General features: G+C 36.8%; 14 protein-coding genes. 4 read left to right on the plus strand and 10 right to left on the minus strand.

Annotated elements, in window-relative coordinates:
* Position 1 precedes the first annotated feature (1 nt).
* The 5 genes from ACR2MV_RS00550 to ACR2MV_RS00570 all read right to left on the minus strand — a co-directional run bounded on the left by ACR2MV_RS00550 (position 2) and on the right by ACR2MV_RS00570 (position 5,097).
* A complete protein-coding gene (locus ACR2MV_RS00550; protein ID WP_434019914.1) occupies positions 2–430 on the minus strand; it encodes a DUF6646 family protein in 429 nt (142 codons plus the stop codon).
* Between the two features lie 701 nt (positions 431–1,131).
* Positions 1,132–2,685 carry an L-piperidine-6-carboxylate dehydrogenase gene (gene amaB / locus ACR2MV_RS00555; RefSeq protein WP_434019915.1) on the minus strand — a complete coding sequence of 518 codons (1,554 nt, stop codon included), beginning with the start codon at positions 2,683–2,685 and terminating at the stop codon, positions 1,132–1,134.
* Between the two features lie 161 nt (positions 2,686–2,846).
* The gene (locus ACR2MV_RS00560) at positions 2,847–4,118 is read right to left on the minus strand and encodes a hypothetical protein (RefSeq protein ID WP_434019916.1); all 1,272 of its coding nucleotides are present in this window, start codon (positions 4,116–4,118) and stop codon (positions 2,847–2,849) included.
* 15 nt (positions 4,119–4,133) lie between these two features.
* The gene (locus ACR2MV_RS00565; protein ID WP_434019917.1) at positions 4,134–4,676 is read right to left on the minus strand and encodes an RNA polymerase sigma factor; all 543 of its coding nucleotides are present in this window, start codon (positions 4,674–4,676) and stop codon (positions 4,134–4,136) included.
* Positions 4,645–5,097, minus strand: coding sequence for a hypothetical protein (locus ACR2MV_RS00570; RefSeq protein WP_434019918.1), 453 nt, complete (start codon positions 5,095–5,097; stop codon positions 4,645–4,647). Before ACR2MV_RS00570 ends, ACR2MV_RS00565 begins: the two co-directional genes overlap by 32 nt.
* 109 nt (positions 5,098–5,206) lie before the next feature.
* On the opposite strand from ACR2MV_RS00570, the gene ACR2MV_RS00575 reads away from it, so the two are divergent.
* Positions 5,207–6,175 (plus strand): acyl transferase, encoded by a 969-nt coding sequence (locus tag ACR2MV_RS00575; protein WP_434019920.1) that lies wholly within the window; start codon positions 5,207–5,209, stop codon positions 6,173–6,175.
* Here ACR2MV_RS00575 and ACR2MV_RS00580 read toward each other — a convergent pair.
* The 5 genes from ACR2MV_RS00580 to ACR2MV_RS00600 all read right to left on the minus strand — a co-directional run bounded on the left by ACR2MV_RS00580 (position 6,172) and on the right by ACR2MV_RS00600 (position 12,320).
* Positions 6,172–6,744 carry a phosphatase PAP2 family protein gene (locus ACR2MV_RS00580; protein ID WP_434019921.1) on the minus strand — a complete coding sequence of 191 codons (573 nt, stop codon included), beginning with the start codon at positions 6,742–6,744 and terminating at the stop codon, positions 6,172–6,174. The two genes, ACR2MV_RS00575 and ACR2MV_RS00580, sit on opposite strands and share 4 nt — an antisense overlap.
* A gap of 1 nt (position 6,745) precedes the next feature.
* Positions 6,746–7,030: a Sec-independent protein translocase subunit TatA/TatB gene (locus ACR2MV_RS00585; protein WP_434019922.1), complete on the minus strand. Its 285-nt coding sequence runs from the start codon at positions 7,028–7,030 to the stop codon at positions 6,746–6,748.
* A gap of 75 nt (positions 7,031–7,105) precedes the next feature.
* Entirely contained in the window at positions 7,106–8,842 is a 1,737-nt protein-coding gene (locus tag ACR2MV_RS00590; RefSeq protein ID WP_434019923.1) for an alpha/beta hydrolase-fold protein, read from the minus strand.
* Between the two features lie 51 nt (positions 8,843–8,893).
* Entirely contained in the window at positions 8,894–11,503 is a 2,610-nt protein-coding gene (mutS, locus tag ACR2MV_RS00595) for a DNA mismatch repair protein MutS (RefSeq protein WP_434019924.1), read from the minus strand.
* Between the two features lie 142 nt (positions 11,504–11,645).
* Positions 11,646–12,320, minus strand: a complete 675-nt coding sequence (locus tag ACR2MV_RS00600) for a phosphoadenylyl-sulfate reductase (protein ID WP_434019925.1) — start codon at positions 12,318–12,320, stop codon at positions 11,646–11,648.
* Between the two features lie 204 nt (positions 12,321–12,524).
* On the opposite strand from ACR2MV_RS00600, the gene ACR2MV_RS00605 reads away from it, so the two are divergent.
* From ACR2MV_RS00605 to ACR2MV_RS00615, 3 genes are all read left to right on the plus strand, one after another.
* Positions 12,525–13,061, plus strand: coding sequence for an RNA methyltransferase (locus ACR2MV_RS00605; protein WP_434019926.1), 537 nt, complete (start codon positions 12,525–12,527; stop codon positions 13,059–13,061).
* A 167-nt stretch (positions 13,062–13,228) separates the two neighbouring features.
* Entirely contained in the window at positions 13,229–13,657 is a 429-nt protein-coding gene (locus ACR2MV_RS00610; protein ID WP_434019927.1) for a deoxycytidylate deaminase, read from the plus strand.
* The gene (locus ACR2MV_RS00615) at positions 13,650–15,242 is read left to right on the plus strand and encodes a S41 family peptidase (RefSeq protein ID WP_434019928.1); all 1,593 of its coding nucleotides are present in this window, start codon (positions 13,650–13,652) and stop codon (positions 15,240–15,242) included. The genes ACR2MV_RS00610 and ACR2MV_RS00615 overlap by 8 nt, the downstream gene beginning before the upstream one ends.

The raw sequence follows: 15,242 nt of genomic DNA on the forward strand, positions 1-15,242 counted from the left end.
ACTACACATTAATGCTTAACCCCACAGATCCACTGTTTCCGATTTCTGCAAAAATGCCCATTTTCTTTGTAAAGAAATAACGTACACCAAGGTAGGCACCAATGCCGATTTTTTCACTTGACAGATATCCAAGCTCTATTCCAGGATAGAGGTCAAATTTTCTTGAAAAATCCAGTGCTATTCCTAAATGAACCTGTGATCTGGCATAAATATAATAGTCATTTTCACCGTCATTGAAATAGGCACTTGCTCCGGCACCTAATGAAAACAGATCACTGAGCCCATAATCATAGGTTGCTTTAATACCGCTTCCAAAACCGTAAGCCTCATAGCCAACATTAATTTTACTGTCCCCTTTTCCTTCATAAGATTGCGCATTAACTGACACATAGAACAATGCAGCGCATAGCATAATAAGTATTTTTTTCATAGCAAAAGTTTAAAGGATTAAACTCATAATTAATAACGTTTTTCCATGTTAATTAGTATACTTTTTTGGCCATTTTTGTTCGTTTTTTTTTGCTTTCATTTAGTAGGTCAAAATGGCAGATAGTTTCTATCCGTATTTTTAGATAATCAGGTGGTTCAGACTACCGAAATAATAATATGGCGAGAAATAAACGCTCTTTTCCATTCTCGTAAGGAATCATATAGTATTACGACTAAAAGTTTGTTAGTAAGCAATTTAAGATAGTTTAGCCCCCGGTGTTTCTTTACAATTTTATAAATAAATTAACACTTTTGCCCAGATTTTAGGTTCAAGTTGGCACGAATATTGATTCTGATGTTACAGAATGCAAAGGTTTATTAAAGAATGCCAGAAGCGGTAAAAAAACTTTAACATTTGATTGTGACAAATTGGGAAAAAGAAGCATTTATTTTGTAGAAGCTAAATGAGAAAGGAAAAAAAGTCGTCATGCTGGTCTTTTGAGACGACAAAAAAGCGATTACTGATTATTTGATTTTAAAGACTACAACAAAAAGAAACGGTTTGCGTTTAATGTAGAACAGAGCAGAAACGCACTAAAAATATTTAAGAAAAGGTTTGGTTAGTTGATTTTGGTTGATTTATTTCAACCAAATGTCGCCCCGAGGGATCGGGGCGATTTTTTTTGATCAAAACATACTTTTTTAAAGATCGAATTTTATTCCTTGTGCCAAAGGAAGATCTGTTGTATAGTTGATGGTATTTGTCTGCCTTCTCATATAAACTTTCCATGCATCAGAACCAGACTCACGTCCACCTCCGGTTTCTTTTTCACCACCGAAAGCACCTCCTATTTCTGCTCCTGAAGTTCCTATGTTCACATTGGCAATTCCACAATCAGATCCGGCAACGGATAGAAAGGCTTCTGCTTCTCTGAGGTTATTGGTCATAATAGCAGATGATAGACCTTGCACCACACCGTTCTGAACATCAATGGCATTTTTTAAATCACCAGAATATTTTAAAAGATATAAAATCGGAGCAAAAGTTTCATGCTGAACAATAGCGAAACTATTATCAGCTTCTGCAATTGCGGGTCTTACATAGCAACCACTCTCATAGCCTTCTCCTTCTAATACGCCTCCTTCAAGGAGTAGGGTGCCACCCTGCTTTACAACTTCACTCAGAGCATGTTTATACATGTCTACTGCATCCGTGTCAATAAGGGGACCTACATGGTTATTTTCGTCCAAAGGATTCCCGATTCGCAATTGTGCGTAGGCTTCGATCAGGGCATTTTTCACCTTGTCATAGATACTCTCATGAATAATCAGTCTTCTGGTAGAAGTACATCGTTGTCCTGCAGTTCCGACCGCACCAAATACGGCACCAATGATCGTCATTTTAATATCAGCATCAGGACTTACAATGATGGCATTATTTCCACCTAGTTCTAACAGTGATTTACCCAAACGGGCAGCCACTTTCTGAGCGACTATTTTACCCATTCTGATGGATCCTGTAGCCGAAATTAACGGAACTCTTTTGTCATTGGTTAACATTTCTCCCACCTTGTAATCTCCGTTAATGAGACAAGATATTCCTTCAGGCAATCCGTTGGCTTTAAATACGGAGGCAGCAATATGCTGACAGGCAATTCCGCAAAGCGGTGTTTTTTCACTGGGTTTCCAGACACAAACATCTCCACAGATCCAGGCCAAAGCAGTATTCCAGGCCCAAACAGCAACCGGAAAATTAAAAGCAGAAATGATCCCAACGACACCCAATGCATGGTATTGTTCGTACATACGGTGCCCGGGGCGCTCACTGTGCATTGTCAACCCATGAAGCTGTCTGGACAGACCAACTGCAAAATCACAGATATCAATCATTTCCTGTACTTCTCCTAAACCTTCCTGAAGACTTTTTCCCATTTCATAAGAAACAAGTTTGCCAAGAGGTTCCTTTAACTCTCGGAGTTTTTCTCCAAATTGTCTTACAACTTCCCCGCGTTGAGGCGCCGGAATTTGTCGCCACTCAATAAAAGCCTTACCAGCTGTGGTCATTACTCTTTCATAATCTTCTGCCGTACTGGTTTTAACTTTTGCAATCAATTTTCCATCAACCGGCGAAAACGATGATAATTCACTACCGTTTGAAAAAAAATCAGATCCAGTTGAACTTCCCTCATTGATATCTTTTACGCCTAATTGAGCTAAGGCTTCCTGGATGCCATAATCAGTTGCTACTAATCCCATAGTTATATTTTTTAATTTAATAGTCTGTTACTTCTATACCTAACTGCATAGAAATGTAAAATTAACAGAATTTGACGTAAGAATTTACTATTATTTAAAAATAGTTAAAATCAAAGCCTAAAAAATAAGAAATTGTGAAATTGAAGACCGAAAAGAGCTTCTTAGAATTTATAATTTAAGCCTGAGTAAAGGCCGAAATAATAGGGTCTGAAATTACCAGAATTACCAGAATAGGTGTTGAATTGGTATTTAAACATAGGGGCCACATTCAGGTACCAGCTTTTGCTGATTTTATAATCGAGGTCAACCCCTAAATTACCACTAAAATTGAGATCATTCAGATTATTGGCATCCCCCAGGTCTGTCACGTCATTTTGTGTGACCATTGAGACAGAATTGTTAGATAATATCAAGGTACTGAAACCACCCACAAGATTTAATCCCACTTTTTTATCATACAGATTGTATTTCATTTCAATAGGTAATTCAAAATATTCAATCGATTGATTTAAATCTCCATTTACACTTGATTTGTTCAATTCATTTTGACTTCCGCTATTCGACAGATTTGAAGCAGGAGTTAAAATAACTCCGGATTTATCTGTATTGATATTGTTGAATGAATTTTTAGAAGAAGAGATCAGCGCATTCACATTTTTAGTGTTATAAGCGAGTTCTACCTTATTAACACCAGATTGAATAAAGAATTTATTTGAGACCTGATAATTAACTCTTACACCAATGGACAACGCGTTGTCAGAACTTTTAGTGTTTTCAGAAAGGGCATCATTTAATGGAGATCCATTTTGCAGTGAATTATAGAAAACGGGCGCCACTGTGGGTCCTACAGACCATTTTTTATCAATCGGGTCGATTTCTTTGGTGGTGGCAGGAATTTCATTGATCCGGGCTGCAATGGATTGGGTTTCGTTCATGTCTTCCATATCATCCATGCCTTCCATCAATACATTCTTATCAACTACATATTTATCTTCGATGGTGGAATAAATAGATGCTATTTCATTATCGGTGACAATTACCTTGTTGTTAGGTTGTTTTATGAATATGGTTTTACCCGATTTTCTGTCAATTTTGATTTCATCCTTATTTTCAGCTAACTCAGCCTTGGGTTGCACGAAGACAGGAGTTAAAGGTGTTTCAAACTGAATTTTTTCAGTTTTTGATTCGGTGGAACTAACCGGTGTGGTAATTTGCGAGTTGGTATCGTTGTTAAAATAAAACAATCCAGAAGTGATTATAGCAGCCAGCATGGCAGCAATTCCACCTAGTTTTTTCCAAAGAGCAACAGAGGATTTTGTGGTTTTGCCATGCAGCGAACCCTCAATATTGTTCCAAACTCGCTTATTTGGATAGATCTCCAAATCTTTTAAGTTCTCTTGAAAAACCCTATCTATGTTTTTTCTTTCTAACATTCGTTTTTACAATTGCTAAAACAATCCAGCATTTTTCTGCTGCTGACTTGATTCAACTTTTTCCTTTAAAATCAATCTTGCTCTGGACAAGTTTGATTTTGATGTTCCCTCTGCTATATGGAGCATTTGAGAAATTTCTTTATGAGAAAAACCATCCAAGACATACAGGTTAAAAACCATTCTATATCTTTCAGGTAATTCCTGAATAATTTTCAATAAATAATCAAGGGAAACATCACTTTCGTTGATTTCCACTTCAACTTCTTCGGGATAATTTTCTTCAACCAAATTCAACACATTCTTTTGACGATATGTCTGTAAAGCTGTATTGATCACAATTCTTTTCATCCATCCCTCGAATGATCCCTTGAATCGAAATTGGTCAATCTTCTTAAATATAGTGATAAAAGCCTCTTGTAAATTGTCTTCTGCTTCTTGCTGCGTCTTTGAATATTTAAGGCATATGGCAAAGAGCTTACCAGCAAAGAGATGGTAAATCTCAGACTGGGAGATAATATCTCCACTTTTACATTTTAGTATGAGTTTCTTTAAACTCATTGGCTTTTTCTACACTTATATTTGTTACCGGGACCTCAAATTCTAAATAAATGGGGTCGCCATTTTCATCATCTCCTTGCCAGAATCTAAAAAGATAAGGGCTTTTCTGTAAAGCGTGAACTTTAAAGCTAAGCTCTTGTTCCAGATCTATGGTTTCACAATCGTTACTCTCGATAACAAGTGAAATCACCGCTACGTTTCTGGCATCATAGTCATACTCATAAAGAATATCACTATTGACATAGCAATCACTGGGCACTATATAATTCACCGACAGGTCGTATACTTCTCCGTAAATAAACTCATCCGGTACCGTTGCATCTTCAATCGGAAGCAATTCATAATGGTACTCATAACTATCATCATCGGAGCAAGACACCATCAATATAACGGCAAAAATTACAAAAAATATCTTTTTCACGGCCATAATTTAACACAAAAATCGAGTTACTGGTATTTTTAAAGATACCCAAATGATATTTGGTTGCGTAAAAAAGGGCTATTTTTGTCGAAAAAGTGAAGCGAATGTAATGGATTTTTTCAAAACCTCAAATTTTGAATCGTTTGAACAGGAAGCCTTGAGAATATTCAGGTACCAGGCAAAGAACAACGTTGTTTATGGCCGGTTTATAGATCTTTTAGGAATCCGTATCGAAAATGTAGATCAGCTGCATAGAATTCCTTTTTTACCGATAGAGTTTTTTAAGTCTTTCGAGGTACTTAGTTCGGAGGATCCTGTGGAGCAGGTTTTTACAAGTAGCGGAACTACCGGCGTTTCGACAAGCAGACATTTGATCACTGACCTTGGATTATATGAGCAAAGTTTTACCAGCGGTTTTACCCATTTTTATGGCGACATTAAAGACTATGTAATTCTTGCTTTACTACCTGGATATCTGGAACGTCAAGGCTCATCACTCATATATATGGTGGATGATTTTATTAAAAAAAGCGATTCAAAATACAGCGGTTTCTATTTAGATGAACTGGATGAATTAAGTGAATTACTGATCACTTTGGATGATCGGGGAGAAAAGGTTCTTTTGATTGGAGTTACCTATGCCTTGCTGGATCTTTTGGAGAAACAAAAATTCAGCTTAAAAAACACCGTTGTTATGGAAACGGGAGGTATGAAGGGAAAGCGAAAAGAGATGGTCAGAAAAGAACTGCATCAGATCCTTGGTTCGGGATTCGGACTTTCAAAAATCCATTCTGAATATGGAATGACTGAATTATTGTCTCAGGCGTATTCTAAAGGAGATGGTATTTTTGAGACCCCGCCATGGATGAAAATTCTGATTAGAGATACTGAAGACCCTTTTCAGACCTTGGGTATTGGTAAAACAGGAGGAATCAATGTCATCGATTTTGCTAACTATAACTCTTGTTCCTTTATAGCAACTCAAGATTTAGGAAGAAAGATAGCTCAAGATAAATTTGAAATTTTAGGAAGGTTTGATCATTCAGATATTCGAGGATGCAATTTAATGGTCGTCTAGTATTTTTTTTCTATCCAAGCTAACAGGCGCAAACTTATTTTGTAAAAGGTGAAGCCAATCAATAAACCAATCATTGCTCCTGTAAACACATCTAATGGGAAATGGACTCCGATATACATTCTGCTGTATGAAAACAGCAATGGCCAGATAAAGAAAAGCACTGTGTATTTGAAGTGCTTTCTCAGCGTCAAATACATCAGTAAAGTGACTGCTGTGGAAGTGGTGGCATGACCCGAAACAAAACTAAAACTGGAATTATTTTTTAAGATTCTAATAACTTCATTGATGGAAGGATCTCGGTTAGGTCGCAATCGTTCAAAATAGTTTTTAAGGAAAACGGTGAATTGGTCAGAAAATGTAACAAGAACGGCCGTTAGTAAGATCAGGCCCAACCCTTTTTTCCATCCCAGACTTTTGAAAATAAGATAAAAAAACAATAAATAAAGAGGAATCCAGCTCAATTGATTGGTAACGACTAACCAAAAAGTATCCCAATTTTCAGTACCCAAGCCATTGATATAGACCAACAGATCTTTATCATACTGAATGATTTTTTCTAAAAAAGTCAAGTTATAAATTTCTTTTAATTGGCCCCGTCATATCATCAATATTGTCCTTTACTTTGGTTTTGATGTTTTTTATATCTTTTTCGATATCACTGGTTAGACTGGTATCAATGCCTTGTTTTTTCGCACTTTCAGTAATTTCTTTTTTTACCTCGTTGGTGGCACTTTTCAATTGCTGCATTCCTTTACCCAATCCACGGGCCAGTTCTGGTAATTTATCTGCACCAAATAGCATGACAACAATTACAAGGATTATAAATATTTCTGCACCGCTAATAAATAACAACATATTCTTTCAATTACTTCACAAAGATAATATAAATACTCACTTGACAATCGTTCGAACTCATTGCCAAGGTGATTTTTATTCTTTATACCTCCAACTTGTAAGATCTGCATCCACTGGAGCCGATTCAGCGATTCGTTTCATGATTTTTGGCACGTACATCGAGTTATAGCGCAAACGCGAAATATGATTAGGGTTCTCTTGATCCCCGTTCCAACAATGCTCTGCTCGGTCCCCATAGTCTACTTCACCATCATAATACGGGCTGGTAGTACTCTCTAAAAAGGATTCCATGGAATACACGGCATTATTCAGGTAATAATTATCCATATCTCCGCAATAGATATGTATTTTACCTTTTAACTTATCACCTAATTTGTCCCAATCCCTTTCCAAAATATGGCGAAGGTCATAATTTTCCTTCCAGTATGCAGCGACTTCATGATTAATTTCACCTGTATATTTGTCCCAGATTCTTTGGGGATAGCCATCAGTGCCCTGTGGTGAATAGGTGGCCTCCCAGATATCAAATTGCTGTCCCGATCGTGATTTATTTCCTAAAGCGAGTTCCAGGTGGTTGTCCTGACGCATAGTGGCACTTATCTGACCCAGATAATTCCTTCGTGAAGGAACTTCTAAGGTTTTAAAGTCTGTATCGTAATAATAGGCGTTTTGATCCTTGTAAATATCAGTTAAACAATAGCTGGTAAAATCTATGGGGTCGGGGCAGGCGGCAAAACATCCATTGTATTGATCAGGATACTTTACCTGTACAGCCAATGCTTCCCATCCGCCCGTTGAGCCTCCATATAAAAATCGAGACCAGCCTTCACCAATACCCTGGAATTCCTTTTCAATATAGGGAATTAGTTCATAGGTGATTGCATCTCCATACGGACCCTGACTCGCCGAATTAACAGCATAGGAATCGTCATAATAGGGGGTGGGATGTTGAATTTCTATGATAATGAAACGAGGAAAATCCGGTTCATTCCAACGTTTATAAAAATCGTAGGCTTCCTGTTGCTGGATAATATTATAGCCTTCTACGTCGAACCTTTCTGAATAATCCGGCTCCAGGTTTTTATCTGGAGGAGTCGTTCTGAAGCCGCCAAAATCAGAAGGAAAATGCCCATGAAAGATCATTAATGGAAACGTTGCTTCAGGATGCTGGTCAAAATTTTTTGGTAATAAAATGTGAGCGCCGAGATAAATATCCCTTCCCCAAAAAGCACTCAGCTTTTCAGACTTAAATTTGATATGCTTGATCCATTCTGTATCCTTTGGTTCTTCAATTTCTGGTATCACCTGATCGAGAACAATGGTCAAATCTTCCATGCCGTTTTTGGTCACTTTTATTTTGACAGGAGTACTGTAGAGATTTCCGGGTGATCTATTCCATTGCTGACCTTCCCCATGATCCATAGGAAGCTTTACTTTATGACCTGTAGATAATTCAAAAGTTTCATAAACGTGAAAAACCCCTTGGACAAAATAGTCCCCTTCCTCTAATTGTTCGATGCTTTCAACAGGAAATCCAAAGGCCTCACTGTCAAACAATATTTTTTTTCCAGGCACATGATTTTCGATATTCATGCCAAAAACAACCTGAGCTTTCAGTCCCCCGTTTACTTGAAATCTGGGTTCTGTCTCATTGTTATTGGCAAAAATCAAAAGCAACCTTCCATCGGATGGGATCTGAGATTCATCCGTATTGATCGCGATGCTTATGTTAGGTTTGGAATCATTTGAATCTGTGCCGCATGCACATAGAACAAAAAAGAACGTGCCGAAAATTATGAGGTATTTTTTCATGAAAAAAAATTTGACAACAAGTTAGTGATAATTCACTTTCCTGAATCTCTTTTATTTTTTCGTGAGCATTCGCTTTATTTCATTGAGCTTCATAAGCGCATCAATAGGGGTCAGGGAGTTGATCTCGGTACTTAGAATTTCCTCTTTTATTTCTTCGAGTAAAGGATCATCTAGATTAATAAAACTCAACTGAAGATTCTTTTCAGATGCGGATTTCAATTTGGCCTGAATATCTTCTGAAGCATGACTTTTTTCTAAATGAGAAAGCATTTTATTGGCTCTGTGAAGTACTGGCCCGGGCATGCCGGCCAGTTTTGCAACATGAATTCCAAAACTGTGTTTACTGCCACCCGGAACGAGTTTTCTGATAAAAATAACCTTGTCCTTAAGTTCTTTGACAGAGACATTGAAGTTTTTAATTCTTTCAAAAGTTTCACTCATATCATTTAGTTCGTGATAATGCGTGGCAAAGAGTGTTTTGGCTTTTGCAGGATGTTCATGCAGGTATTCCGCAATGGCCCAGGCGATAGAAATTCCATCGTACGTGCTGGTTCCTCGACCAATTTCATCGAGTAGAATCAGACTTCGTTCTGATAAATTATTCAGGATATTGGCAGTTTCATTCATTTCAACCATAAAGGTTGATTCACCCATTGAAATATTATCGCTGGCACCAACCCGGGTAAAAATCTTATCAACTACACCTAATCGGGCATTTTGGGCTGGAACATAAGATCCTATCTGGGCCAATAACACAATCAAGGCCGTTTGCCTCAGAATGGCGGATTTACCACTCATATTCGGACCAGTAATCATGATAATCTGTTGCTGATCGCGATTTAAAATGACATCATTTGCTACATAGAGCTCTCCTGAAGGAAGTTGTTTTTCAATCACCGGGTGTCTTCCGTTATTTATTTCTATTTGGGTTGATTCGTCAACAACAGGTCTGACATAGTTATTTAATACGGCCACTTTTGCGAAAGATCCAAGACAATCCAGTTGAGCAATTACCTGAGCGTTTTTCTGAATTTTAAGAATATAAGGAATCATAGTGGTCATCAGATCACTATAAATTCGTTGTTCAATGGTGGCTATTTTTTCCTGGGCACCCAGTATTTTTGATTCATATTCCTTGAGTTCTTCTGTGATATATCGTTCCGCGGAAACCAAGGTTTGCTTTCGAACCCACTCTTCAGGCACCTTATCTTTATGGGTATTTCTAACTTCGATATAGTAACCAAAAACATTGTTAAAGGCTATTTTCAGGCTGCTGATCTGCGTCCTTTCAATCTCTCTTGTGACAATATGATCTAAATGCTCTTTTCCAGAATTTGAAAGATGTCGCAATTCATCCAACTCTTTGTTAATGCCAGATTTTATGACATTCCCTTTGTTGATATTGACAGGGGCATCTTCTTCAATAGAGATATCCAGTTTTGAAATCAAATCGGTTAAAGGATCAATCCCTTCAGCCAGGGTAAGCAATGGTTCGTGTTTACTTCTTAAAGCAGCCTCTTTAATGGGAATCAATGATTGCAAGGAGTTTTTTAAAAGAACGACCTCTCTCGGGTTAATTTTTCCGGTAGCCACTTTTGAGACCAGCCTTTCGAGATCACTTATCTGATCAATTTGATCGTTTTGTGCTTGAAGAAAAGTGTCATTTTGTATAAAATATCGCACCACATCATGACGGTTTTTGATCTCTTCAATATTTTTTAAGGGCAAGGCCAGCCATCTTTTTAGCAGCCTTCCTCCCATGGGTGAAATGGTATGATCAATCACATCAATCAACGTTACGGCACCTATCGTATTGGCTTGATATAATTCAAGGTTACGAATGGTGAAGCGGTCCATCCAGACATAATCATTTTCAACGAGCCTCTGGATATTTGAGATATGCTCTAGTTTATGGTGTTGGGTTTCTGATAAATAATGTAAAATTACTCCTGAGGCAATGATACCTTCTCGTAAATCATCAATACCAAATCCTTTTAAAGATCGCACCTTAAAATGTTCGGTTAGTATTTCAAAAGAAGCATCTTCCTGAAAGATCCAATCATCTAAATAAAAAGTATAATAGCCACTACCAAAAAAAGACTGAAAATCACTTTTGCAATTTTTTTGCAGTAGAATCTCACTGGGATTGAAGTTTTGTAGTAATTTATCGATGTACTCTTTATTCCCTTGTGAAGTAATAAATTCTCCCGTGGAAACATCTAATAATGAAATCCCGATGCGCTTTTTACCGAAATGCAGGGCTGCCAGAAAATTGTTGCTTTTGGCCTGTAATACTTCGTCGTTTAATGATACACCCGGAGTGACTAATTCGGTAACGCCTCTTTTGACGATGGTCTTAGTCATTTTTGGGTCTTCCAGTTGATCACAGATGGCCACACGCATACCTGCTTTTACCAGTTTCGGTAAATAAGTATGTAAGGAATGATGAGGAAAACCGGCCAGAGCTGTCTCACTTTCAGAACCCGCTCCTCTTTTTGTAAGCACGATACCCAGAATTTTAGCTGTAATTTTTGCATCTTCTCCAAAGGTCTCATAAAAATCACCTACTCGGAAAAGTAAAAGTGCATCAGGATATTTTGTCTTGATATTATTATACTGTAACATCAAGGGAGTCACTTTTTTCGCTTTTGCCTTTGCCAATGCTGGAATCTTTTAGAAATTAATGTACCGCCACAAGAGATGTTATAGCGAGGAAAGCAAAGATATAATTTTAATAAGAATTAAGAAATCACAGCGGATGATTTACAAGTGGCATTTTATTCAAAAAAGAGACGTCAAAAGTTTAAAGGTGCAAGCCACATTCTGTTTTTGGTGAATTGTTCCATCTTCCATGACGATCTTCACCGGGAACGGTACAATGAAAGCAACCGATCGAAGAGTATCCTTTGGACTTTAAAGGATGAAACGGAAGGTGATGATCCTTTATAAATTGATCTCTTTCCGAATAGTCTATATCCAATAAGGGATAGAATTTTAAAAGTGTTTCTTTTTCTTCAAATATTTGCAAGCTGTTTCTGTGATCACTTTGCCACTTCATCAAACCTGAAACCCAGATCTTGTAGTCTTTTTTAATATGATCTAAGGGCTTTACTTTATTAATATAACAACAGCGATTCGGATTCTTCTCCCACAGCTGGTTATCCTTTGAAAAGTTATATTCTATCGGCTCAGCCTGAATACTGACAACGTTTAAATCGTATAGTTTTGTGAGGTATTCTTTATAAATTAATGTTTCTTTAAAATGATAACCTGTATCGATAAAGTAAATCACCTGATCTTTATTGATATCCGAAAAAACCTTTAACAAAAATGCAGAAGTAGCTGCAAAGGCTGAGGTGATCATGATGTCTTTGGCATCGAAATCCTGGTATAATTGCTCGACCCTTTTATATACATCCAATGTGGTATATTGCTGATTTAAACTATCAATTCCAGCATGTTTTAAGCTACTAATCATAATGAATCTTCAATTAAAGAAGCGCTAAAGTACTAATAATAGCGATAGTTAAGACAAAAATTATGTTAAAAAACGATTTACCCTATCGGTTAAGTATGATAAATGTCATGTTTTATGTCAAAAATAGTTGCAACAAATATTTTAAGCAGAGGCGTTTATAGTTGGATTGATTTCATAATTTCGCAGTTCTTACAAGAATGACCTATGCGAAAATTAAAGAACAGTGAATTAAATAGACTCAACATTGATCAATTTAAAGACACTACTAAAATTCCTCTTATTGTTATTTTAGATAATATCCGTAGTTTGAATAATATTGGGTCTGTATTTAGAACTTCAGATGCATTTTTAATAAAAAAAATATATTTATGCGGCATAACGGCTAAACCACCTCATAAAGAAATTCATAAAACAGCCTTGGGGGCAACGGAATCTGTCGATTGGCAATATGTTGAAAATACTACTGATCTGATCAAAGACCTGCAAAGTGAAGGCATAAAAATACTGTCGATTGAGCAAGCAGAGAGCAGTGTTTCTCTGGAACAGTTTAAAGTAGTAAAGGGAGAAACATATGCTGTTATTTTTGGGAACGAAGTTAAAGGAGTTTCTCAGGAGGCAGTAAATTTGTCCGATCAATGTCTTGAAATCCCACAATACGGGACGAAGCATTCCTTAAATATATCGGTGAGCTGTGGGATTGTTCTTTGGGATCTTTTTAAGAAAATCAAGTTTAAATCTTAGATTGATTTTGTACTTTATATCTATGGCATTGATTTTGACGTACCTAAATTAAATCAACTTTTGACTCTTGAATGCAAAGCCTTTAAATTTTGATGAATTTTTAACACCTTTCATTTGAAAGTTTTATATTTTCGCTATGAAGGATTCATATACGCCAGTAAGGAAGAATGACGGATAAAAAACAGAGAAGGTATGATCAGGCCTATTTAAAAATGGCCAAAGAATGGTCAAAACTATCACACTGTAAGAGAAAACAAGTAGGAGCGCTGATCGTTAAAGGAAAAATGATTATCTCTGACGGATATAATGGAACTCCGACAGGGTTCGATAATTGCTGTGAAGATGAAGATGGTAGTACAAAATGGCATGTGTTACACGCCGAAGCCAACGCGATATTAAAAGTTGCCTCATCAACCCAGGCATGTGAGGGGGCTACGCTTTATATCACCTTATCTCCTTGCAAAGATTGCAGTAAATTAATTCATCAATCAGGAATTAAAAGAGTCGTTTATGCCAATGCTTATAAAGACGAATCAGGTATTGACTTTTTGCGAAAAGCCAATATCGAAATTTTATATTTACCAATAAATGAATAAAAAGACTAGAATATTTCTTCCTTTGATCATTGCAATTTCTATTGCTTTGGGAATATTTTTAGGGACTTCACTGAACTACCAGAAGAAGACTATAACTTTTTTCGGAGGGACGCCACAGGAGCGAAAAATTAAGAGGCTGATTGATTATATACAATATGAATATGTCGATGATGTTGATACTGACAGCCTGTTAGACGGTACCATTAAAAACATGTTGGATAAATTAGACCCCCATTCGGTCTATATATCAGCAAAAGAATTAGAAGGTGTCTCGGAATCAATGAATGGTAAATTTGTAGGAATAGGGATACAGTTTAAAATGCACAAGGATTCATTAACCGTTATTAAAGTACTTGAAAACGGGCCCAGTAAAAAAGCAGGAATCAAGGCAGGAGATAGAATTCTTGTTGCAAATAATGACACCTTGTATGGCAGGAATATAGGGAGTGAATATATTCTCAAGACCTTAAAAGGAAAGCCGGATACTTCGGTTGATTTAGTGGTATACAGAAAGTCTGAATCAAAAGAATTGCCTTTTACAATTGTGAGAGGAGAGGTGCCGATAAAGAGTGTAGACGCTTTTTATATGTTAAATGAGGAACTGGGATATGTTAAGATCAACAAATTTGCTGCCACCACCTATGATGAATTTAAAGTTGCATTGGATGATCTGCTGGATCAGGGTATGAAAAAACTGGTGTTAGACCTGCGACATAATCCTGGAGGATATTTACAGGTGGCTACTAAAATTATTGATGAATTTTTAGAAGATGGTAAGCTGATTGTTTTTACCAAAAACAAAAAAGATAAAATAGAAGAAACCTTTGCAACCAGTAAAGGTGATTTTGAAGACGGCCATGTCTTTGTTTTGATCAATGGTGCATCTGCTTCGGCAAGTGAAATTGTCGCGGGAGCTTTGCAGGATAATGATAAAGGCACTATTGTAGGAAGAAGGTCATTTGGAAAAGGATTGGTACAGCAAGAAATGCAGTTGGGTGATGGTTCCGCTGTAAGGTTAACGGTTTCCAGATATTATACCCCTACAGGAAGATCCATTCAAAAACCATATGAGAATAAGGAAAATGGCGAGTATTTCAGTGATTTTGAGAAAAGATATCACAATGGCGAGTTGATGAATGCCGATAGTATAAAAGTAATTGATTCTTTAAAATTTGAGACTCCAAAAGGGAAAATAGTTTATGGTGGAGGTGGAATTATTCCAGACGTCTTTGTGTCTATTGATACCACAATGTTCTTTCCTGATTTTCATTACCGTCGATCTCGTGATTTTGTATTTAACTATTTTGATCAACATGTGGATGAATTTGATAACTGGAGCTTAGATAAGTTTATCAATGAGTTTGATCAGGATGAACATATTTATAACGAATATCTGGCTTCAGTACCATCAGAATATGCAGTCTTTAATAGAGAAGAAGAAGATAATTTTAAGCTGTATCTAAAAGCGTTGTTTGCCCAGCAGATTTATGATATTAACGCTTATTTTAAAATTGTGAATGCCCAGGATAAAATGATCGAAAGGGTGAAGGAACTGAATGAAAAGGGGTATCCTTTGGAACCCTAA

The organism is Lutimonas sp. (assembly GCF_051011215.1).
In the GTDB taxonomy this organism is placed as follows: domain Bacteria; phylum Bacteroidota; class Bacteroidia; order Flavobacteriales; family Flavobacteriaceae; genus Lutimonas.